Origin of the sequence: Amycolatopsis rubida, assembly GCF_900115345.1 — a bacterium.
In the GTDB taxonomy this organism is placed as follows: domain Bacteria; phylum Actinomycetota; class Actinomycetes; order Mycobacteriales; family Pseudonocardiaceae; genus Amycolatopsis; species Amycolatopsis rubida.
The window spans coordinates 1-19,904 of sequence record NZ_FOWC01000011.1 but is presented as its reverse complement, the minus strand read 5'-3'; the positions used below and the strand labels follow the sequence as shown (position 1 = coordinate 19,904).

The window sequence follows — 19,904 nt, the reverse complement described above, 5'->3', positions numbered from 1 at the left end:
CTGGTCACGGTAGCCGAAGCGGACCGGATCAACCTGTGGTGGCCAGCTGGTTCACCTTCTGCTTGACCTCGGTCAGCGCGGTCGAGATGGACACCAGCGCCTGCGTGCACGCCCCGCCCGGGGCGGCCACGGTGGTGCAGCCCGCCTGGCGGAACGCGCCGACCGCCTGGTCGATCGCGGTCGCGTCGCGGTCGAGCGGCTGGTTGACCGTCTTGCCCGCTTTCGCCAGCTTGTGCACCGAACCGGCGGTGTTGCCGACCTCGGTGACGTATTTCTCACAGCCCTTGGGCAGCTGGGTTTGCGGACCGGTGAAGCAGGCGTCGGCCGACAGCGCCTCAAGCTTGGTCGGCAGGGCGTCCGGACCCGGATCGCCGGCCCCGGGACGGGCCTTGGGCCCGGCCTCGTTGCCGCAGCCGGTGAGGACGAGGGCGAGGACGCCGAGAGCGACCAGGGAGCTTCGCGTGCGCACGTCCTCACGGTAGCCCCCGCGCCGGCTGGGTACGGTGCCGGTATGACCTCCCTTGACCTGCGCGCCGATCCGGCCGAGCTCACTGCCGCCCTTGTGGATGTGTTCAGCGTCTCCGGGGAGGAGGGCAAGCTGGCGGACCTGGTGCAGGCCGCGCTGAGTGAGCAGGCTCCGCAGCTGGAGGTCGTGCGCAATGGCGATGCCGTTCTTGCGCGGACGAATCTCGGGCGTCCTTCGCGAGTGATTCTCGCCGGGCATTTGGATACGGTGCCGGAGAATTCCAACTTGCCTTCTCATCGTACTGGGGCCGGGGACGACGAGGTGTTGCACGGGCTTGGGTCGGTGGATATGAAGGGCGGGGACGCGGTGTTTTTGCATCTGGCCGCTACTTTGCCGGAGCCTCGCCATGATGTGACGTTCGTGTTTTACGACAATGAAGAGGTTGCGGCTGTTCGGAATGGGCTTGGGCGGATAGAGCGGGAGCTGCCGGAGTGGCTTGCTGGGGATTTGGCGGTGGTGGGGGAACCGTCCAATGGGGTGATCGAGGCTGGGTGTCAGGGGACTCTGCGGGTTGAGGTGCGGACTTCTGGGGCTCGGGCGCATACCGCTCGGGCTTGGATGGGGTCGAATGCGATCCATGCGCTGGCGGAGCCGTTGCGGAGGTTGGCTTCTTATGCGCCTCGGGTGGTGGATATTGACGGGCTGACTTATCGGGAAGGGTTGCAGGCTACTTCTATTTCTGGTGGCGTGGCTGGGAATGTGGTGCCGGATGCGGCTGTGTTGACGGTTAATCATCGGTTCGCGCCGGATCGGGGAGCGGAGCAGGCCGAGGCGCATGTGCGTGAGGTGTTTGCCGGGTTTGAGGTGACGTTGGTGGATATGTCGCCGGGGGCGTTGCCGGGGTTGTCCGCGCCTGCTGCCGCGGAGTTGGTGGCTGCGGCTGGGGGGTCGGCTGCGGCGAAGCTGGGGTGGACGGATGTGGCTCGGTTCGCCGCGTTGGGGATGCCTGCGGTGAATTTCGGGCCTGGGGATCCTACGTTGGCGCATACTCGGCAGGAGTGTGTTCGGGTGGGGGAGATTCGGGGGGTTGCCGCGGTGTTGAGGAAATTCTTGGGTTGAGTCTCGGGCTCGTCGCCTGGGGGCGACATCGCTTGTGGGGTTGCGTGGGGCACCCCGAAGCTTGAGTGTGCAGGGAAGCTTCGTATCGGGGTGTGGGGGAGGGCTGGGTGCCTCGATGGTGGGTGCATTGGCTGCGGTGGGAGGGGCTGGGTGCCTCGATGGTTGGGTGCGTCTGCTGCGGTTTGGTGGGTGGGTCGTGAGGGGAAGCCTCACAGACTCTGATTCCCTCAGGGTTCCCTCGCGGACAGAGGGGCGGGGGAGGGAGAGTTCGGCGAGTTGAGCTGCGGGCCGGGGCGGCGCCTCGCGCAGCACCCCGGCCCGCAGCGGTCTTTTACCGGCCTTGCAGCGACTTCACGTTGTCGCCGAAGGTCCAGCCTCTTGAGCCGTCCCAGTTGATCGACCAGTCCATCAGGCCCTTGAGCCCGGGGACGCTTTGGTAGGCCTGCGAAACCGAGCCCGGGTCGAGGTAGCCGCCGCCTGCGCCTGGTTGTGCGGGGAGGCCGGGGACCTGCTTGTCCGCTGGGACCCGGATGGTTGTGCCTTGTACGGTGAGGCCCTTGTCCAGGCACTGGGTCTGCACGGTGAAGCCCTGCACGGTCCCGGCTTCGTAGCTGTCGCCGGAGCAGCCGTACATGGAACCGTTGTAGTACTGCATGTTCAGCCACCACAGCTGGCCGTTGTCGACGTACTTCTTGATGATCGGCAGGTATGCGCCCCAGATCGAGCCGTAGGTGACCGAGCCGCCGGTGACGTAGGCCGTTTCCGGGGCCATGGTCAGGCCGAAGCCGGAGGGCATTTGGGACAGCACGCCGTCGATGATGCGTTCCAGGTTTGCTTGCGAGGCGGACAGCGAATTGATGTCGCCGCTGCTCGACAAGCCGGTTTCGATGTCGATGTCGATTCCGTCGAAATTGTACTTTTTCAGGATCGGCACGATGGTGCTGACGAACTTGTCGGCGACCGAGCTGGACGACAAGTCAATGCCCGCCGCCGCGCCGCCGATGGACATCAGAATAGTGGCTCCGGCGTCTTTGGCCGCGCACATCTCGGCGGGCGTGGAGACCTTCACCGTAGAGTCCATGCCGTCTTCCCACTGCACCGTGCCGTCGGAGAGGATCACCGGGAAGGCGGCGTTGATGACGTTGTACCCGTGTGCGGCCATGCTGGGGTCGTTGATCGGTACCCAGCCCATGCCGGGGTGGACGCCGTTCGAGGCTCCGTCCCAGTTTTCCCAGTACCCCTGCAGCACCGGGCCGGCGGGTCTCGGCTTCACCGCGCAGGTGTCCGACTGTGGCGCGGCGGCCGCGGAGGCGGGGGCGATTCCCGCGAGCGGCAGTGCGAGCAGGGCCGCCACGGCGGTCCCGAACCAGCGCGATTTCCGTCCGTTCATCACGGCTCCCGTCCCCGGTAACGGTGGTGCCGCAACGGTAAGCGGCGGGCCGGGGGATGCCTACCCCCGATCGTATGGTCTAGACAAATTCACGACAGGTGGTCTGGACAAGCGCGGACGCGAACCAGCCGGGCACGAGGCGCCGTGCCCGGCTGGTCCCAAGGGGCGAACTAGGGTGCGACTACTGCGTCAGCAGGCCCCGCTGTCGGTCCAGACGGCCCAGGAACCGGGCGCACCCGGCTCAGCGCCGACGGAGTACCACGTCGAGGTCCACTTGTGGTTGCCGTACGAGACCACGTCGCCTGGACCGTAGAACGTGTTCGAGTCCCACGCGGTCACGCCGCCGCAGCCGCCTGGGTTGCCGCTGCCCACGGTGAGCGTGAAGTCCGCGGTGTGGGTGGCGTTCGCGCCGGTCGCGGTGATCGTGACCTTGCTGGTGCCGTTCGGCGTGCTGGCCGTCGTGGCGATCGTGACGGACGCGGTGGCGCCGGACTGCACGGTCGCCGGGGTGAACGTCGCGGTGGCGCCCGAGGGCAGGCCGCTCGCGGTCAGCTTCACCGACTGCGCGTTGCCGTTGGTGATCTTGGTGGTCACCGTCGACGTGGCCGACTGTCCAGGCTGGACAGTCGCGGTCGAGGGCGAAAGGCTGACCGAGAAGTCGTTGTCCTTCGGCGGTTCGCCGGTGCAGGTGGCCTCACCGGAGACCGCGCCGACCGAAATCGCGTCCCACGCCGCCTTGGTGGCGTTGAACTCGGTGCAGCTGCCCGGGAACAGGTCGACCGCGGCCTGAAGGGTCGCCTTGCGGGCCGCCTTGTGGTTCCAGGACGAGGTCTTGTGCAGCAGGCCGTTGTAGAAGATCTTGCCCGCCTTCTGGATGCCGATGCCGGTGACGCTGCTGCCGTTGCAGGTCGGGCTGGCCGGCTGGCCGTCGGTCGGCGAGCTGCCCTCGGACAGCAGGTAGAACCAGTGGTTCTGCGGGCCTGCCGCCGCGTGCACCTCGGTGTTCGGGATCGACGACGAGTAGCAGTTCGGGTCGCCCTCGCGGCTCGGGTCGTACATGTAGCGGATCGGGCCGTTGCCGACCAGGTTCACGCCCTCGCCGACGGTGAAGTCCGGGGTGTCGACCGGGTTGTTCGCGTAGAACTCGGTCAGCGCGCCGAACACGTCGCCGGTGGACTCGTTGAGACCGCCGTTCTCGTTGCCCGATCCCGCGCCGCCCGGCGTGTTCTGGAAGATGCCGTGGCCGAACTCGTGGCCCGCCACGTCCATCGACGTCGCCTGGCGCTGGTTGTCCTGCGAGTGCCCGAAGTGGGTGGACGAGCCGTCCCAGTAGGCGTTGACGTCGTTCAGGCCGACCGACGCCGGGAACCCGCGGCCGTTGCCGTCGATTCCGTTGCGGCCCAGCCAGTCCTTGAGCATGTTCCACTCGGTCTGCACCGTGTAGAGCACGTCGACGCAACCGGTTTCGAGGTCGGTGCCCCGTCCGTTGCCCCACGAGTTGCTGGACTTCGTGTACACCGAGCCGCCCTCGCGCCCGCAGCTGATGCCGGGCCGGTTCGGGTCGCGCATCGAGTACGAGCTGCCGGAACCGGTGGTGTCGATGCTGACCTGGCCGGCGTAGTAGCTGTTGCCGTTGGCCGCCGCGCGCGGGGCCGCGGCGGTCGAACCGGTCTTCGCCGGGCTTTCGGCCTTCACGTCGTCGCGCTGGTCGAGGACCTTGCCGGTGGCGGCGTCGACGAAGACGTGCAGGTTGCTCGGCGCCTTCGCGGTACGGCCCTTGACGACGACCTCGTAGGCCAGTTTCGGCTGTGCGCCGCCGAGAACGACCAGATCAGGCTTGCTCACCGTGCTCACGGCCGGCAACTGGCCGCGGGCGACCGAGGCCGCGCGCGCCGCGTCGACAGTGGGCTTGGTGCCCACGGTGATGGCCGCGCCCTCGGCGGAGTCGGTGCCGCGCACGCGGCCCGTTCCGTCGGCGACGATCACCGCATCCCCGCCGACGACCCGGAGGCCGTCGTAGGTGCGCTCGTAGGAGTTGTAGTACAGCCCGGCGTCGCCCAGGGTGGTGCTGACGCGGTGCAGGCTCTCGGCCGAGCTCTTGCGAAGCCCGACCGCGCCTGCGGCGGCGACCCGGTCGGCGGCCGCGATCGCGGTGGCCTGCGGGTCTGCGGAAGGTTGGGCGGGGGCCGCGGATGCCGGGGTCACCGGCAGCGCGAGCAGGGAAAGGGCGAGACCGGCGACACTTGCGATACCGGTGGCGAGCCCTCTTCTGGACGTCATCGACAGTCCTTTCGGGGTACACGATGGGGAAAGCGCAACGCGTTGAGCTGGGCTGATCAGGCCGCGGACACCGTGAGTAAAAAAGCGCTCACGAGGGCGGTCAATGCGCTGAACGGACCAGCAGGACCCTGGGGGCGATCAGGACTATTCCCCGCAAGCGGCTCCGTAGCAGGGAAAACGCCGTTTCGGGGCGGGGCCGGGCGACTTTCGTCGGTAGTTGCCGACAACCGGCCATTGGTAGCAGGACCGGAACCCGCTGTGGTCCGCTTTCCCGCGTTCAAGCACGGGCAACCGATCCGGCACGCTCTGGTGCCCACGCGGGCGCCCGCCGCGGCCGATCGGCCCGTAGGCTTGGCCGGTGACCGAACAGTCTGAATTTCCCGACGGCCAGTACCCCGAACGTCCGGTGGAGCGGCACAAGGGCCCGGTGGTGCTCCGGCGCGATCGGCGCGACCAGGGCAGCACCACCGATCAGCGCCTGCTCGACTCGCGGGGGCCGAGCGACTGGGTGCACACCGACCCGTGGCGCGTGCTGCGGATCCAGGCCGAGTTCGTCGAGGGATTCGGCGCGCTGGCCGAGGTTCCGCGCGCGGTGACCGTGTTCGGTTCCGCGCGCACCAAACGCGACAACCCGGAGTACGAACTGGGCCGCAAGATCGGGGCCGCGCTCGCCGACGCCGGGTTCGCGGTGATGACCGGCGGCGGTCCGGGCGCGATGGAAGCGGTGAACCGCGGCGCGAACGAAGCGGGCGGGTTCTCCGTCGGGCTCGGCATCGAGCTGCCGTTCGAGCAGGGCCTGAACCCGTGGGTCGACCTCGGCGTGAACTTCCGCTACTTCTTCGCCCGCAAGACCATGTTCGTCAAGTACTCGCAGGCGTTCATCTGCCTTCCCGGCGGATTCGGGACGCTCGACGAACTGTTCGAGGCGCTCACGCTGGTCCAGACCAAGAAGGTCACCAAGTTCCCGGTGGTGCTGTTCGGCACCGAATACTGGGGCGGGCTGTACGACTGGATCGCGAAATCGGTGCTCGGCGGCGGGAAGATCGGCGAAAAGGACCTCAACCTGCTGCACTTGACCGACGACATCGACGACGCGGTGCGCGTCGTGCAGGATTCTTATCAGGCTTGGGAGGACACGCACTGATGCGGATCTGTGTGTTCTGCGGTTCGGCGCAGGGCTTTTCGCCGGAGTACGCCGAAGCGGCGGCCGGCGTCGGGAAGCTGTTGGCGCAGCGGGGAATCGGTCTTGTCTACGGCGGCGCGAGCGTCGGCACCATGGGCGTGGTGGCCAACGCCGCGCTCGCCGCGGGCGGTGAAGTGATCGGCGTGATCCCGGAAGTGCTGGCGAGCGTGGAAATCGCGCACGGCGGCCTTACCGAATTGCACGTGGTCGCCGACATGCACCAGCGCAAAGCGAAAATGGCCGCTTTGTCGGACGCGTTCGTCGCGTTGCCCGGCGGCGTCGGCACCCTTGAAGAATTGTTCGAGGTGTGGACCTGGGCGCAGCTCGGCATTCACCGCAAGCCGATCGGGCTGCTCGACGTGGCCGGGTATTACTCGCCGCTGGTCGCCTTCGCCGATCAAATGCTGGAGAAGGGGTTCCTGCGGCCGGAGACCCGGCAGCTGATCAGCGTCGCCGCCGACGCGGACAAACTGGTCGACATCCTGAGCCGCTCGACCGGTTAAGCGTCACGACGCTTTTTCGTCCGGTCGTTTGTGGTAGGTGTCGACGTATTCCTGCCCGGACAGTTCCAGGATCGCGTACATGATCTCGTCGGTCACCGACCGGCGGATCGCCGAGGACGAGTCCTGGCCTTCGTAGCGCGCGAAGTCCAGCGGTTCGCCGAATCGGACCTTGATTTTGGCGAGCCGAGGGATTCTCGCGCCGTTGGGCTGGATGCCCTCGGTGCCGAACAACGCGACCGGAACCACCTTCGCCCCGGTGGAGAGCGCGAGCGCGGCGACGCCGGTGTGCCCGCGGTGCAGCCGCCCGTCGAGCGAGCGGGTGCCTTCGGGGTAGATCGCGAAGACGCCGCCGTCGGTGAGCACCTTCCGGCCCGCTTCCAGCGCGGCGAGCCCGGCCTGTGCGTTGCCGCGTTCGACCGGGATGTACCCGAGCGCGTCGAGCGATTTCGCGGTGAACCGGCCCTTGATGCCCTTGCCGGTGAAGTACTCGGCCTTGCCGAGGAACCGGACCTGCCGCGGCGTGGTGAACGTGATCACACCGGTGTCGAGCGCCGCCCGGTGGTTGGCGGCGAGCAGCACCGGGCCGTCCTCGGGGATGTTCTCGACGCCCTCGACCTGAGGCCGGTAAAGCGCGCGGACCAGCGGTCCGAGCACGAAACGGACGAGCAGCGGCAGCAAAGGTTCTCCCTCCGGAGGATCGGGCACCGGCTCCAGCATGGCACGATCGTCTCCATGAGCTGGTTTCACCGTCGCACCTGGCAGGAGCCGGGGTGGAGCGGCGCGGACATCCTCGCCGCCAAACGCGGCCGGACCGTGTCGGTCGTGCTGCCGGCGCTGGACGAGGAGGAAACGGTCGCCGCGGTGGTCGCGTCGGTGCGCCCGCTGCTCGGCGGGGTGGTCGACGAGCTGGTGGTCGTCGACTCCGGCTCCACCGACGCGACGGCCGAGGCCGCCGCGGCCGCCGGGGCCCGGGTGGTGCGCCGCGAGGATGTCGTGCCGGAGCTGACGCCGCGTCCCGGCAAGGGCGAGGTGCTGTGGCGCTCGCTCGCCGCGACGACCGGCGACGTCGTGGTCTTCCTCGACTCCGACCTGGTCGATCCGGACCCGGCGTTCGTGCCGTCGCTGCTCGGCCCGCTGCTCACCGAGGAAGGCGTGCACCTGGTCAAGGGCTTCTACCGTCGCCCGCTGCGGCTGGAGAGCACTGGCGGCGGCCGGGTCACCGAACTGCTGGCGCGGCCGGTGCTGTCCGCGTTGCGCCCGGCCCTCGGCGAGCTGGTGCAGCCGCTGGGCGGCGAGTACGCGGGCACGCGCGAGTTCCTGGAGTCGGTGCCGTTCGCCGGGGGGTACGGCGTGGAGATCGGCCTGCTGCTGGACGCCGAGGAGCGCTACGGGCTCGACGGGTTGGCGCAGGTCAACCTCGGCGTGCGCAAACATCGCAACCGGTCGCTGCTGCAACTCGGCGTGATGGCCCGGCAGATCCTCGGCACCGCACTCGCCCGTTGCGGGATGCCGAGTGCGGAGGCGGCGCGGTTCACGCAGTTCGTGCAGGTGTCCGGGGAATGGGTGCCGGACGTGACGGAGGTGCCGGTGACGGACCGGCCGCCGATGCGGGACGTGCTGGCCGCCCGGCAGGGGTGACAGTCTGTCTACATCGGACAGAACGCGGTTTCATCGAGATGTCATCGCCGCGCGCTGCGTTCCGGGTCTGATCCGCCGCGACTCGCGGGGGCGATGGACGTGGCCGAAGACCAGCTGGATCCCACGAGCGCGAACCGGGTGAAACCGCGCGGTCTGCTCGTCCGGCAGCCGGGACGGCTTCCCGGTCGGCTGGGCCGGGCTGGCTCCGCATCCTTTTCACGGGCGCCCGCACCGCGTGGCAGACGGTCTACCGAAGCGTTCCCGGCGACGACAACAGCTACTGGCGAGCAGAGCCGGTTACCGGCCGTTGGAACACTGCGGGAACGAGTCGATCCGCTTGTCGATCGACGAGATCCTCGCGCTCGCCCGGTGGGGCGACGTCCTGGCCGCCCGCGAGGTCCGTTCCGGCCGGACCGGGGCCTACACCGCCACGATGGACCCGGTGCGGGCCGAGTGGCTGGCCGGGCTCGCCGAGCCGACTGGGGGGCACTCACCTCGGCGGCGGACGAGTCCGGCTCACCGCCGTCGTCGTCGCGCTTTTCCGGGGGTCGCCGGAATCGCAGCCGTACGTCGACGCCAACGACATGGTCCACCTCGATCCGATGGACTCGCCGATCCAGCTCATCGGTGAACGCTGAGTGCTAGCCGCCCGTCTTCCAGCGTGCGGATCTGGTCGAACCCGGCGACGTGCTCCGGCCGGTGCGTCACCAGCACCACGGTTCCCTTCGCCTGGGCGAGAACCCGCGCCAAGACCTCGTCGCCGTGTGCGGGGTCGAGGCCTTCCACCGGCTCGTCGAGGACCAGGACCGGCGGTGCGGCGAGCACCGCGCGGGCGAGGAGCAGCCGTTGCCGTTGACCGCCGGAGAGGGCGTCGCCGTCTTGGCCGGTGTCCCGGTCGAGCGGGAGGTCGAAGCCGGCGGTTTCGCAGGCGGCGCGCAGGTCGTCGTCGGTGGCTTCCGGGCTGGCGAGGAGCAGGTTTTCGCGGACGGTCGTGGCGAAGACGTGCGCGTCGGCGAGGGCTCCGGAAATGACGGCGGGGTGCGGTCCGGCCACGGGACGGCCGTCGACGGTGATCGAACCGGACGTGGGGGAGACGAAGCCGAGAAGGACGTGCAGCAGGGTCGTCTTTCCGGCACCCGACGGGCCGAGGACGCCTAACCGGGTGCCGGGCGGCAGGTCGAGGTCGATGCCTTCGAGTGCGGCGCGGCGGCCGGGATGCTGGACGCCGACATTGGTCAGCCGGAAGTGCCCTGGTCCGGGGACGGGTTCGGGGGCTGGTTCCGGCGCGGAGAGGACGGCGCGCACCCGGCTCAGCGAGGTGCGGATTTCGGGGATTCGCTCGGCGGCGGGGATCAGCGGAAGGACCAGCTCGAACAGTGCCATCGTGGTCAGGGCGAGGGCGGCGGTGACCGGGATGTTCGCCGGGCTGAGCAGCGCGACTGCGGTGGTGGTCGCGAATTGCACGGCCACTCCGGCGGCAGTGGTCAGGGCGAGACGGCGGCCGGTGCGACGGGAGTCTGCGGCTAGCTTTCGGATAATCGTGGCGGCGCGGGCTTTTTCTCGTTGTTCCCAGCCGTAGGCGATGAGTTCGTCGCGGCCGAGGACGAGTTCTACGGTGCGTTCCGCGAGTTCCGCCCGTGACTCGGGTGCTGTGCCTCTCGGGATCAGCAGAAGTCCTGCGGTGATCAGTCCAATGAGGATGATCCCGGCGAGCGGAAGGTTTACCAGGCAGGCGAAGATCATCACGGCGATACCGACGGTGCCCGCGACCACGGCTGGTAGCGCGAGCCGGAGGATGGCGTCCTGTACGGCGTCCACATCGGACACCAGGCGGGTGACCAGATCCGCGCCGGAGTGTTCGGCGACGCGTCGGGGGAGCAGGGCCTGGTACACCCGGGTCCGGAGGGAGCCGAGGTAGCGGAGGACAACGTCGTGTCCGGCAAGGCGTTCGGCGTACCGGAGTCCGCCGCGCGCCAAGGCGAAGACGCGCACGGCGACGATCGCGAGGGTGAGCGCGGCGAGCGGGGGCTGCTCGGCGGCACGCATGAGCAGCCAGGCCGCGGTGCCGGTCAGGCCGAGTCCGGCGAGTTCGGCACCGACGGAGAGCAGGGCTGCACGGACGAGTTTCATACTGTCACCCCGTGGTTGAGTGCGACCGTCCGCGAAGCGAGCGCCGCCAGCGCCGGTCGGTGCGCGACCAGGACCGCGGTGCGGCCGGGCAGCAGTTCCTTGGCACCGGCCAGCACGGTCGCTTCCGTACCGGCGTCGAGACGGGCGGTGGGCTCGTCCAGCAGGACGAGTCCGGCTTCGGTGCGGGACAAGGCACGGGCCAGGCCGACGCGTTGGCGTTGCCCGGCGGACAGTCCAGCGCCCAGTTCGCCGATCTGCGTCGCGTAGCCGTCGGGGAGGTCGGTGACGATGTCGTCGACGCGGCGTCCGCCGGTGTTTTCCAGGAGAGTGCCGCGAAACAGGGTCGGACGTTGCGATAGCCACGCAATGTCGTGCAGCCAGGACGAGTGGTCGAGGGCGCGCAGGTCGACGCCGTCCACGAGCACTCGCCCGGAGGTCGGCTCGACGAATCCCAGCAGCACGGCGAGCAGGGTGGATTTGCCGGAACCGCTCGGCCCGGCCAACGCAAGGTGTTCGCCAGGGTGCATCGTCAGGTCTACTTCGGACAGTGCGCAGGTTTCGCCGTAATGCACGGAAACGCGGTCGAACACTACTTCCGGCGGGCCAAGGCGACGTGTCTGCGTTCCGGATCGGCGGATTACCGTAGGCGCGCTCAGGATCTCTTTCAACGCGGCGAGTCCTTCGGCAGCGGCGTGGAACTTCGCTCCGGCGGCGCGCAGCGGCAGGTATGCCTCGGGGGCGAGGACCAGGACCAGCATCGCGGTGTGCGCGGTCATCGAGCCGGACAACAGGCGGAACCCGATGGGTACTGCGACGAGCGCGATCGACAGCGTGGCGACGAGTTCCAGCACCAGTGCGGAGAGAAAGGCGACCTTCAGCGTCCGGATGGTGGCGTCGGCGTGCACATCGGCCATCTCGCGCACGATCCGGGTCTGGGCTTGCGCGCGGCCGAACAGCTTGAGCGTCGGCAAACCTCGGACGACGTCGAGGAAGTGTCCACCCAGTCGCGTTAGAAGCGTCCACTGTGTACGCGCTTTCGTGTGTGCGCCAATCAGCGCGCCGAAGAGCGGGATCAACGGGACGGTCGCGGTGACGATCAGGGCGGAGGCCAAGTCGGCAGTAAAAAGTCTTGCCAGTGCTGCGATCGGTACCACGACCGACAGCACCATCGCGGGCAAGTAGCCCGTCAGGTAGGTGGAGGTGGTGTCGACGCCTTGGGTGATTCGAGCGGCGGTTACGCCAGGGTCGCCGGTCGCGTCGAGCAACCGGCGACGGAGTGCGGCTTGTGCCGATGCCGCGAAGTGATTGGTGAGCAGGCCGTGCGCGACGACGAGCAGAAGCCGCGTCCCGACGGCGACGAACAGGGCGACCGAGACGCCGCCGCCGGTGAGCAGTGTCGCGAGCCCGTCCGCCTGGACGAGCACGGCACCAGCGGCGATGACACCCAGCACGGCGAGCGCTGTCAGGTAACCGCGAAGACCAGGCATGGCGAGACTCCCTTAGAAGTGCAGCAACGACTTCTCGTCGACCGGACGCCGATGTGCCCGCCAGGTCAGCCACTGCACGACGACCAGCACGAGGAGTGCGGGCGCGGCGAACCAGCCGAGCACTGCGGCCATCTCCGGCGTGGTGGCGGCCTGGTCGACGGTCAGCTGGTAGCCCGCGCCGGAGGACAGGACGACCGGGAACCGCAGCACGCCGGCCAGCAGCGCGGGGCAGGCACTCAAAAGCATGGCGGCGGGGAGAGCCCATCGTGGCCGCTGGAGTCCGAAAAGGACGGTCAGGTAAGCCGCGAAGGCGACAGCTGCCACCGCCAGCGCGGCCCAGGAACCACCGGAGAAGGCTCCCCAAGTCGTCGCTGCCACCAGGAAAACGCCCACCGGAAGCAGGAACGACCGAGTCAGCCGCCGAACCCGTCCGGCAAGGTCCGCTGGGCCGCGCACCGCGAGGAAGACCAGTCCCTGCAAGCAGAACAGGGCGACAAACCCGAGTCCCCACAACACCGCGTACGGAGAGAACAACGCCAGAACATCGTCGACCGGACGTCCCTGCGCGTCGAGCGGAAGCCCGCGCACGAGGTTGCCGAGGAACAATCCCCACGAAACCGCCGTGACCAGCGCACCCGCGGTAATGGCGAACGTCCACCCGCGCCGGTTTCCCTCCGGATTCCGGCTCCGCAGCTGCACCGCCGCGGTGAACGTGACCAAGCCCAGCAGCAACAGCACGACCAGCACGTAAGCCCCGGCGAACACCCGTCCTTCCAGCTGCGGGAACGCGCCGAACAGCACGCCGACCGCGGCGACCAGCCACACCTCGTTGGCCAGGAAAAACGGGCCGGCCGCGCCCAGCACCCGCCGTTGCCCAGCCTCGTCGCGCGAGAGCACGGGCAGCAGCATTCCGACGCCGTAGTCATAGCCTGCCAGCGCGAAGTACCCGCCCAGCAGCAAACCGAGCACACCCCACCAGATCGTCACCACGGGTCACACTCCACTCAGGACAGGAAGTTCGGTTTCCGCCGCGGCGACGGCCGGACCGCGTTTGGCGATCCGGGCGAGCAGCACCCCGTCGGCGATGGCCAGCACGACGAACAACAGCGTGAAAGCGATGAAGGAGAACAGGATCTGCCCGCCGCTGACGTCGGCGACGGCGTCGGCGGTGCGCAGCTTGCCCCACACCAGCCACGGCTGACGGCCGATCTCGCGGACCAGCCAGCCCAGGATCGCCGCGATGAACGGCACGGCGATCCCCGGCACCATCAGGACGAGCAGCGGCCGCGCTCGCAGCAGCAGGTCGCGGAACAACAGCAGCGTGCCGATCAGCGCGGCGAAGAACGCGAAGAAGCCGACGTTGATCATCATCCCGAGCGGCAGCCCGACAGCGACCGAATCCGTGAACTTGTCCGGCTGGTACCCGGCGACCTCGGCGAACTGCGCGAACCCGGCCTGGACTACCAGCACACTGCCGATCAGCGACGTCACGACACCGATCCGCAGCGACTGGCGGAAGAAGTCGATCTCGCTGGTGCCCTTGAGAAAGTGGTACGCACTGACGCCGGTCACGAAGAAGCCGCCGGTCAGCAGCGCGGCCCCGATGACGTGCGGCAACGACGCGGTGAGCGCGGGGTTGGCGAACAACGTGCCGAAGTCGTCCAGTCGCAGCACGCCGTTCTCCATCCGCGAACCGACCGGGTTCTGCAGGAACGAGTTGGCGACCATGATGAACAGCGCGGAGGCGTACGCGGTCAGCGTGACCAGCCACAGCACCGTCAGGTGCAGCCACTTGTTCATCCGGCCGCGGCCGAAGATCCACACGCCGAGGAACGTCGATTCCAGGAAGAACGCCACCAGCGTCTCGATCGCGAGCGGCGCGCCGAAAACGTCCCCGGCGAACGCGGACAGCCCGGTCCAGGTCATCCCGAACTGGAATTCCAGCACGATTCCGGTGACGATTCCGAGCGCGTAGTTGACCACGTACAGGCGGCCCCAGAACGTGGTCATCCGGTGCGGCTGTTCTCCGCCGCGGAGTGTCGCGCGGGTCTGCATGATCGCCACCATGGTCACCAAGCCCAGGGTGAGCAGCACAAACAGGAAGTGGAGCGAGGTCGTGGTCGCGAACTGGAGTCGCGCTATCGGCAGTGGGTCCATGCCGACGGAGCCTATAGGTAGTGCGGCTACATGTAGCGAGGGAACCCAAGAGATCGGGGTGATCTCAGGGTTTTTCCCGGACGGTTCCGGCGGGCACGGAGATTAACCTGCCAAGGTCAAGATGAGTAGACTGCCGACCTATGAAAGCGGACACGTTGCGCGGACACCTCGACGCGTTGCTGCTCGCCGTCCTCGACGGCCGTAAGCTGCACGGATACGCGATCATCGAGGCATTGGCGCTGCGCAGCGACGGCGCGCTCGACCTGCCCACCGGCACGGTGTACCCGGCGTTGCGCCGGCTTGAGCGCGCCGGCTGGCTTGCCAGTGAGTGGGACGTGGTGTCCGGCCGCAAACGGCGCACCTACCGGCTCACTCGCGCCGGGCAGCAGGCGCTGGCCGCGGAGCGGGTGCAGTGGCGGGAGTTCACCACGGTGATCGGTGGAGTGCTGGAACCATGACCACGACAAGTCAGACCGCGTTGAGCCCCGTCGAGGCCTACCTCGCCGAACTGGACCGCGCGCTGATCGGCCGCCGCGGCACGAAGGCGGATCTGCTCGCCGAAGCACGCGACGGCCTGCACGACGCGGCCGAGGCGTACCGCGAAGGCGGCTGGAGCGAGAGCGAAGCACAACGCCGCGCGGTAGCGGATTTCGGTCATGTCCGGGAGATCGCCGGTGACTACCAGGCGGAACTGAGCATGCACAACGGCGTACGGACGCTGTGGCTGCTCGTGCTCGGTGTGCCCGCGATGCAGACGTCGTGGGAGGTGGCGCGCATCTTCACCTACGGCCCCTGGTCGCGGCTGACCACGCCGAGCCCCGGTTGGTATTCCTACGTCACGCAGTTCACCCACGCCGCGATCTACGCCGTGCCCATGCTCGGCCTTCTCTCGCTGCTGGGCACCCGGTTCGTCAGCCGCCGGTTCGACGGAGTCCGCACGGCCCGGGTCTGCCGGACGCTCGGTGCGGTCGCGGTGGGCCTCAACCTGTTCTCCGTGCTGCTGCTGATCGGAGCGACCGGAGCGGTCGACGCGGCGCGGCTGTTCCTGAGCGGCCCGTGCGGGCTGCTGATGGTCGCGTGGGTAGTCCTGTCGTTCCGACTTGCCGTGCTAGCGCGACGTTCCTGGCGGCGGTGTGCCACGATCGTCGCGTGACGACCGCGCTGATCTACCTCGTAGTCATGCTGCTGGTGGCCGCCGTGGTGTTCCTCCTGGCCGCTGTGGTGTTCGGCCGGGGCGAGGAACTGGCGCCGCTGCCGCCGGGCAGCTCGCCGACCCGTCTGCCCGCCGAGGACATCACCGGCGAGGACGTCCGCCAGGTGCGCTTCCAGCTCGTGTTCCGCGGCTACAAGATGTCCGAAGTGGACTGGGTGCTGCGCAGGACCGGCGTGGAACTGGACGAACTGCGCGAACGGGTCGCCCGGCTTGAGGCGGCGCACCAGCCGCGCGAACCAGCGCACCGGAGGCCGACGGGTGAGTGACCTGGTGCTGTCGGTCGACGTCGCGGCACCGGCTGGCACGACCTGGCTCGCGCTCACCGACTGGGCCCGCCAAGGCGAGTGGATGCTCGGCACGCAGGTGCGGGTGATCGAGGGCAACGGCCGCAGCGTCGGCTCGAAACTCGCGGCCTTCACCGGCTTCGGCGGCATCGGCTTCACCGACACCATGGAGATCACGACCTGGGAACCGCCGCTGCGCTGCACGGTGCGCCACCTGGGCAGCCTCGTGCAGGGAACCGGGGTGTTCCAGGTGCTGTCGAAGGGTGCCGGACACTGCACCTTCGTGTGGGCCGAACACCTCAAACTGCCCTTCGGCCTGCTCGGCCGCGCAGGCTGGCCCTTAGCGCGCCCCGCGTTCGCCCTGGGTGTACGGCATTCGCTGCGGCAGTTCGCGAGGTTCGCGGAGAACTATTCAATGGGGGAACAATGACCGAACTGCTGGGCGAAGACGGAATCGCCCGCTGCAGCTGGGGCAACTCAGCTCCGGACTACGCGACGTACCACGACGAGGAGTGGGGCGTCCCGCTCCACGGCGAGGCTGAGTTGTACGAACGCCTGTGCCTCGAATCGTTCCAGTCGGGACTGTCCTGGATCACCATCCTGCGCAAACGCGAGAACTTCCGAAAAGCGTTCCGAGGCTTCGCGCCGGAGAAGGTCGCCCGCTTCGGCGAGAAGGACGTCGAACGCCTGATGCAAGACGCCGGTATCGTCCGCAACCGCGCGAAGATCGAGGCGGCGGTGAAGAACGCGCGCGCCGTGGCAGACCTGGACATCCCGCTGGACAAACTGCTGTGGTCCTTCGCCCCCGCCAAGCACCGCCGCCCCCGCACCATGGCCGACGTCCCAGCGATCACCGACGAATCGAAGGCAATGGCGAAAGACCTGAAGAAACGCGGCTTCGCCTTCCTCGGCCCCACCACGTGCTACGCCCTGATGCAAGCCACCGGCATGGTCGACGACCACGTCAAAGGCTGCTTCCGCGCCGCGTGAAGTCCGTGAGGGCCACCCTCACGGACTCTGATTCCCCAGAGTTCCCCTCACGACCGGCCCGCTCCGCCGCTCGCCCACCGCTTACGAGACCGCCACCGACGCACTCAACTATCGAGGCACCCAAGCCCCTCCCGCGCACCCCGATACGAAGCCTCACTGCGGTCTGGGGTGGCTTGTCGAGGCATCTTTCCCGCCTGGACAAGCCACCCCGGGCCGTCAGCACAATCAAGCTTCGGGGTGTCCCACGCAACTCTCTCTTTCAGCGGCGCAGCCGCTCACTTCCCCTGAAAATCCGGCCGACGCTTCCCCACAAACGCCTCCACCGCCTCACTGTGATCCGCAGTCGCCCCCAACGCAGTCTGCGCCGCGTCCTCGGCAGCCAGCGCCTCCTCCAGCGAAGACTCCGCCGCCACCCCCAGCACACTCTTGATCTTCGCGTAAGCCACCGTCGGCCCAGCCGCCAGCTTCGCCGCCACCTTCTGCGCCCGAGCGGCAAGCTCCTCGTCCGGCACGACCTCCCCGACGAGCCCGATCCGCAACGCCTCCGCCGAGTCCACCGTCCGCGCCATCAGCATCAGCTCGGCAGCCCGGCCGTATCCGATCAGCCGCTGCAACGTCCACGACGCGCCGGAGTCCGGCCCGAGACCGACGTTCGCGAACGCCATCAGGAACGACGACGACTCCGCCGCGATCCGCAGGTCGCTCGCGTACGCGAAGGCCGCGCCGGCGCCCGCCGCGGTGCCGTTCACCGCCGCGATGACCGGCTTCGGCATCCCGGTGATCGCCTGGACGATCGGGTTGTAGTGGTCGCTCACCGTGTGCAGCGGGGCCGGGTCGTTCGCCTGCAGCAGGCCGACGTGCTCCTTGAGGTCCTGCCCGGCGCAGAACGCCTTGCCGGTGCCGGTGAGCACCACCGCGCGGACGTCCGGGTCCTCGGCGGCCGCGCGCAGTTCGGCGATCAGGCGCTCCTTGAGCTCGACGGTCAGCGAGTTGTACGCCTCCGGCCGGTTCAGCCGCAGGGTGCGCACGCCGTCGGCGTCGGCGGTCAACAGGACGTCGGATGTGGTCACGAAATGCTCCTCTGAAGCGGCGGCTCGGGTTCTCGGGACTGAGTCTCGCACCCTCGGCGGGCGGCATACCAGCACCGATGCGGCGGCAAATGATCGGTCCGCGTTCGCGCCCGGGCGCTGATGAGGGACAATGGGGGACGAGACCCGGCTGGCATGGGAGTGCGCGACCCGGGCGCGCCGGTTGAGACGGAGGGAGCACGCTATGGCGGCCATGAAGCCCCGGACCGGAGATGGTCCCCTCGAAGTGACCAAGGAGGGGCGGGGCCTCGTCATGCGGGTGCCACTGGAGGGTGGCGGCCGGCTGGTCGTCGAGCTCTCCGCGGAGGAAGCGAAGGACCTCGGCGCCGCATTGCAGGAGGTCACTGGCTGACCTGCGCTCTCCCCGCTCTGTCCACTGTGCACCCCGGTCTCCTTCTGGAGGCCGGGGTCGGTTCGTCTGCGCCCTAAGGTTGCTCGCTGTGCGTAATTCGCTACCACCTGTTCCCACGAAGCTGCCCGAAATCGAGGTCGTCGCCACGACGCGCCGCGGAGTCCCGCGAGCAGTGCTGATCGCGCTGGCCGAGGCGGAGGAAGGCGCGGCGTACGGGACGAGCGGACACACCGCCGAAGTGCGCGAAGTGCCCGAAGACGGCGATGCTCCGCGCTGGGTCGCCGGTATCGGCGAAAGCGCGCCGAAGGACTTTCGACAGACCGGTGCCGCGTTGGCGCGCGCGTTCCGCGAAGCGGCCGGGGACCGTCCGATCCGGACAGTCCAGGTCGTGCTGCCTGAAGACGCGACAGCGGAGCACGCGGCGGAGTTAGCGATTGGACTGTCGCTGGGCGGATATCGCTTCGTGGTCACCACGACAGAGCCGAAGCCGCCTGTGCCCGCCGTACGCCTCGTCGTCGCGCATGAGCGCGCTGTGTCCGCGTACGCAGACGCTGTCGCCCGTGTACGCGTTCTCGCGGCGGCTGCTGCCTTTACGCGCGACCTCGCGAACACGCCGTCGAACATCAAGAACCCGGCATGGCTGGCGAACACCGCGGCGAAGGTGCTGGGCGGCACGGTCGACGTGACCGTGCGGGACGAGAAGTGGCTCGCCGACAAGGGTTTCGGCGGGGTTCTGGCGGTCGGCGGCGGTTCGGCTTCGCCGCCGCGCTTGATCGAAATGACGCACCGCCCGCGCGGCGCGACGAAGCACCTGCTGTTCGTGGGCAAGGGGATCACCTTCGACACCGGCGGCATTTCGCTGAAGCCTGCCGACGGGATGCACCTGATGCGCACCGACATGGCGGGCGGCGCGGCCGTGATCGCCGCGATGCGCGCGATCGGGGAGCTGAAGCTGCCGGTGCGGGTCACCGCGCTGGTGCCCGCGGCGGAAAACCACGTCTCCGGCGGCTCCTACCGGCCGGGCGACATCGTGCGCCACTACGGCGGCCGGACCACCGAGATCGGCAACACCGACGCCGAGGGCCGGATGGTGCTGGCCGACGCGCTCGCCTACGGAATCGCCCAGTTCAAGCCGGACCTGATCGTCGACGCGGCCACGCTGACCGGCGCGATGAAGGTGTCGCTCGGCCTGCGCACCGGCGGCGTCTTCGCGACTGACGACGACCTCGCCGCCCGGGTGATCGAGGCGGGTGCCCGCGCCGGGGAGGCGTGGTGGCGGATGCCGCTGGTCGAGGACTACGCGACCGGCATCGAGGGCGAACTCGGCGACGTCCGGCAGGCCCCCGGCGGGCCGGGCGGGATCATGGCGGCGCTGTTCCTGCGCGAGTTCACCGCGGGGCTGCCGTGGGCGCACCTGGACATCGCGGGCCCGGCGCGCGCGGACAAGACGTACGAGGACGTGGTGCCCGGCGCGTCCGGGTTCGCGGCTCGGACGCTGGTGGAGTTCGCGGCTTCCTGCGAGGGCTAGTTGTATGAGGCCATGACGTTGGTGACGCCGGCATGGAGCCGGGTGACTGGTGGTTGGTTTCCGGCGGCAGTGTGTGGTCGATGGTAGTTGTAGTGG

Annotated in this window: 20 protein-coding genes and 1 pseudogene; 11 read left to right on the top strand and 10 right to left on the bottom strand. The window is 68.8% G+C overall.

Annotation, left to right across the window (positions count from 1 at the left end; genetic code table 11):
* Nucleotides 1-28: 28 nt before the first annotated feature.
* Complete coding sequence (locus BM362_RS32730) at nt 29-469, bottom strand: hypothetical protein (RefSeq protein ID WP_093575827.1); 441 nt, start codon at nt 467-469, stop codon at nt 29-31.
* A 42-nt stretch (nt 470-511) separates the two neighbouring features.
* On the opposite strand from BM362_RS32730, the gene dapE reads away from it, so the two are divergent.
* Nucleotides 512-1,585 (top strand): succinyl-diaminopimelate desuccinylase, encoded by a 1,074-nt coding sequence (gene dapE, locus BM362_RS32725; protein ID WP_093575826.1) that lies wholly within the window; start codon nt 512-514, stop codon nt 1,583-1,585.
* A gap of 331 nt (nt 1,586-1,916) precedes the next feature.
* Here dapE and BM362_RS32720 read toward each other — a convergent pair whose 3' ends face one another.
* Complete coding sequence (locus BM362_RS32720) at nt 1,917-2,975, bottom strand: chitinase (protein WP_067585716.1); 1,059 nt, start codon at nt 2,973-2,975, stop codon at nt 1,917-1,919.
* Between the two features lie 189 nt (nt 2,976-3,164).
* On the bottom strand, nt 3,165-5,255 hold the full coding sequence (locus BM362_RS32715; RefSeq protein WP_093575825.1) for a M4 family metallopeptidase: 2,091 nt from the start codon (nt 5,253-5,255) through the stop codon (nt 3,165-3,167).
* A gap of 358 nt (nt 5,256-5,613) precedes the next feature.
* Here BM362_RS32715 and BM362_RS32710 point away from each other — a divergent pair, with 358 nt between their 5' ends.
* Together BM362_RS32710 and BM362_RS32705 are read left to right on the top strand one after the other, a co-directional pair.
* On the top strand, nt 5,614-6,399 hold the full coding sequence (locus BM362_RS32710) for an LOG family protein (RefSeq protein WP_067585723.1): 786 nt from the start codon (nt 5,614-5,616) through the stop codon (nt 6,397-6,399).
* On the top strand, nt 6,399-6,941 hold the full coding sequence (locus tag BM362_RS32705) for an LOG family protein (protein ID WP_198545440.1): 543 nt from the start codon (nt 6,399-6,401) through the stop codon (nt 6,939-6,941). The genes BM362_RS32710 and BM362_RS32705 overlap by 1 nt, the downstream gene beginning before the upstream one ends.
* Before the next feature lie 3 nt (nt 6,942-6,944).
* On the opposite strand, the gene BM362_RS32700 is transcribed toward BM362_RS32705, so the two are convergent.
* The gene (locus BM362_RS32700; RefSeq protein ID WP_067586101.1) at nt 6,945-7,619 is read right to left on the bottom strand and encodes a lysophospholipid acyltransferase family protein; all 675 of its coding nucleotides are present in this window, start codon (nt 7,617-7,619) and stop codon (nt 6,945-6,947) included.
* 54 nt (nt 7,620-7,673) lie between these two features.
* Here BM362_RS32700 and BM362_RS32695 point away from each other — a divergent pair, with 54 nt between their 5' ends.
* A complete protein-coding gene (locus BM362_RS32695; protein WP_093575824.1) occupies nt 7,674-8,579 on the top strand; it encodes a glucosyl-3-phosphoglycerate synthase in 906 nt (301 codons plus the stop codon).
* Between the two features lie 621 nt (nt 8,580-9,200).
* On the opposite strand, the gene cydC is transcribed toward BM362_RS32695, so the two are convergent.
* The 4 genes from cydC to BM362_RS32675 are packed head-to-tail and all read right to left on the bottom strand — an operon-like array spanning nt 9,201 to nt 14,353.
* Nucleotides 9,201-10,709, bottom strand: a complete 1,509-nt coding sequence (gene cydC / locus BM362_RS32690) for a thiol reductant ABC exporter subunit CydC (protein WP_093575823.1) — start codon at nt 10,707-10,709, stop codon at nt 9,201-9,203.
* Nucleotides 10,706-12,196: a thiol reductant ABC exporter subunit CydD gene (gene cydD / locus BM362_RS32685; protein WP_093575822.1), complete on the bottom strand. Its 1,491-nt coding sequence runs from the start codon at nt 12,194-12,196 to the stop codon at nt 10,706-10,708. Before cydD ends, cydC begins: the two co-directional genes overlap by 4 nt.
* 12 nt (nt 12,197-12,208) lie before the next feature.
* On the bottom strand, nt 12,209-13,186 hold the full coding sequence (gene cydB / locus BM362_RS32680; RefSeq protein WP_093575821.1) for a cytochrome d ubiquinol oxidase subunit II: 978 nt from the start codon (nt 13,184-13,186) through the stop codon (nt 12,209-12,211).
* A gap of 3 nt (nt 13,187-13,189) precedes the next feature.
* Nucleotides 13,190-14,353 (bottom strand): cytochrome ubiquinol oxidase subunit I, encoded by a 1,164-nt coding sequence (locus tag BM362_RS32675; protein ID WP_093575820.1) that lies wholly within the window; start codon nt 14,351-14,353, stop codon nt 13,190-13,192.
* 140 nt (nt 14,354-14,493) lie between these two features.
* On the opposite strand from BM362_RS32675, the gene BM362_RS32670 reads away from it, so the two are divergent.
* From BM362_RS32670 to BM362_RS32650, 5 genes are read left to right on the top strand one after another with little or no spacing between them, the layout of a single operon-like run.
* Nucleotides 14,494-14,811, top strand: a complete 318-nt coding sequence (locus tag BM362_RS32670) for a helix-turn-helix transcriptional regulator (protein WP_037815937.1) — start codon at nt 14,494-14,496, stop codon at nt 14,809-14,811.
* Nucleotides 14,808-15,506, top strand: a complete 699-nt coding sequence (locus BM362_RS32665) for a permease prefix domain 1-containing protein (protein ID WP_093575819.1) — start codon at nt 14,808-14,810, stop codon at nt 15,504-15,506. The genes BM362_RS32670 and BM362_RS32665 overlap by 4 nt, the downstream gene beginning before the upstream one ends.
* Nucleotides 15,503-15,832 carry a DivIVA domain-containing protein gene (locus BM362_RS32660; protein WP_067585752.1) on the top strand — a complete coding sequence of 110 codons (330 nt, stop codon included), beginning with the start codon at nt 15,503-15,505 and terminating at the stop codon, nt 15,830-15,832. The genes BM362_RS32665 and BM362_RS32660 overlap by 4 nt, the downstream gene beginning before the upstream one ends.
* Nucleotides 15,825-16,280, top strand: coding sequence for an SRPBCC family protein (locus tag BM362_RS32655; protein ID WP_043831994.1), 456 nt, complete (start codon nt 15,825-15,827; stop codon nt 16,278-16,280). Before BM362_RS32660 ends, BM362_RS32655 begins: the two co-directional genes overlap by 8 nt.
* Nucleotides 16,277-16,840 carry a DNA-3-methyladenine glycosylase I gene (locus tag BM362_RS32650; protein WP_067585755.1) on the top strand — a complete coding sequence of 188 codons (564 nt, stop codon included), beginning with the start codon at nt 16,277-16,279 and terminating at the stop codon, nt 16,838-16,840. The genes BM362_RS32655 and BM362_RS32650 overlap by 4 nt, the downstream gene beginning before the upstream one ends.
* A gap of 275 nt (nt 16,841-17,115) precedes the next feature.
* Here the strand turns inward: BM362_RS32650 and BM362_RS32645 are convergent, their stop codons facing one another.
* Nucleotides 17,116-17,910, bottom strand: coding sequence for an enoyl-CoA hydratase-related protein (locus BM362_RS32645; RefSeq protein WP_093575818.1), 795 nt, complete (start codon nt 17,908-17,910; stop codon nt 17,116-17,118).
* 202 nt (nt 17,911-18,112) lie between these two features.
* On the opposite strand from BM362_RS32645, the gene BM362_RS32640 reads away from it, so the two are divergent.
* Nucleotides 18,113-18,280, top strand: coding sequence for a DUF3117 domain-containing protein (locus tag BM362_RS32640; protein ID WP_005155393.1), 168 nt, complete (start codon nt 18,113-18,115; stop codon nt 18,278-18,280).
* Between the two features lie 88 nt (nt 18,281-18,368).
* The gene (locus BM362_RS32635; RefSeq protein ID WP_093575817.1) at nt 18,369-19,808 is read left to right on the top strand and encodes a leucyl aminopeptidase family protein; all 1,440 of its coding nucleotides are present in this window, start codon (nt 18,369-18,371) and stop codon (nt 19,806-19,808) included.
* Here BM362_RS32635 and BM362_RS46555 read toward each other — a convergent pair.
* Nucleotides 19,805-19,904, bottom strand: a pseudogene (locus tag BM362_RS46555) (IS481 family transposase); the annotation flags it as partial. The gene BM362_RS32635 and the pseudogene BM362_RS46555 sit on opposite strands and share 4 nt — an antisense overlap.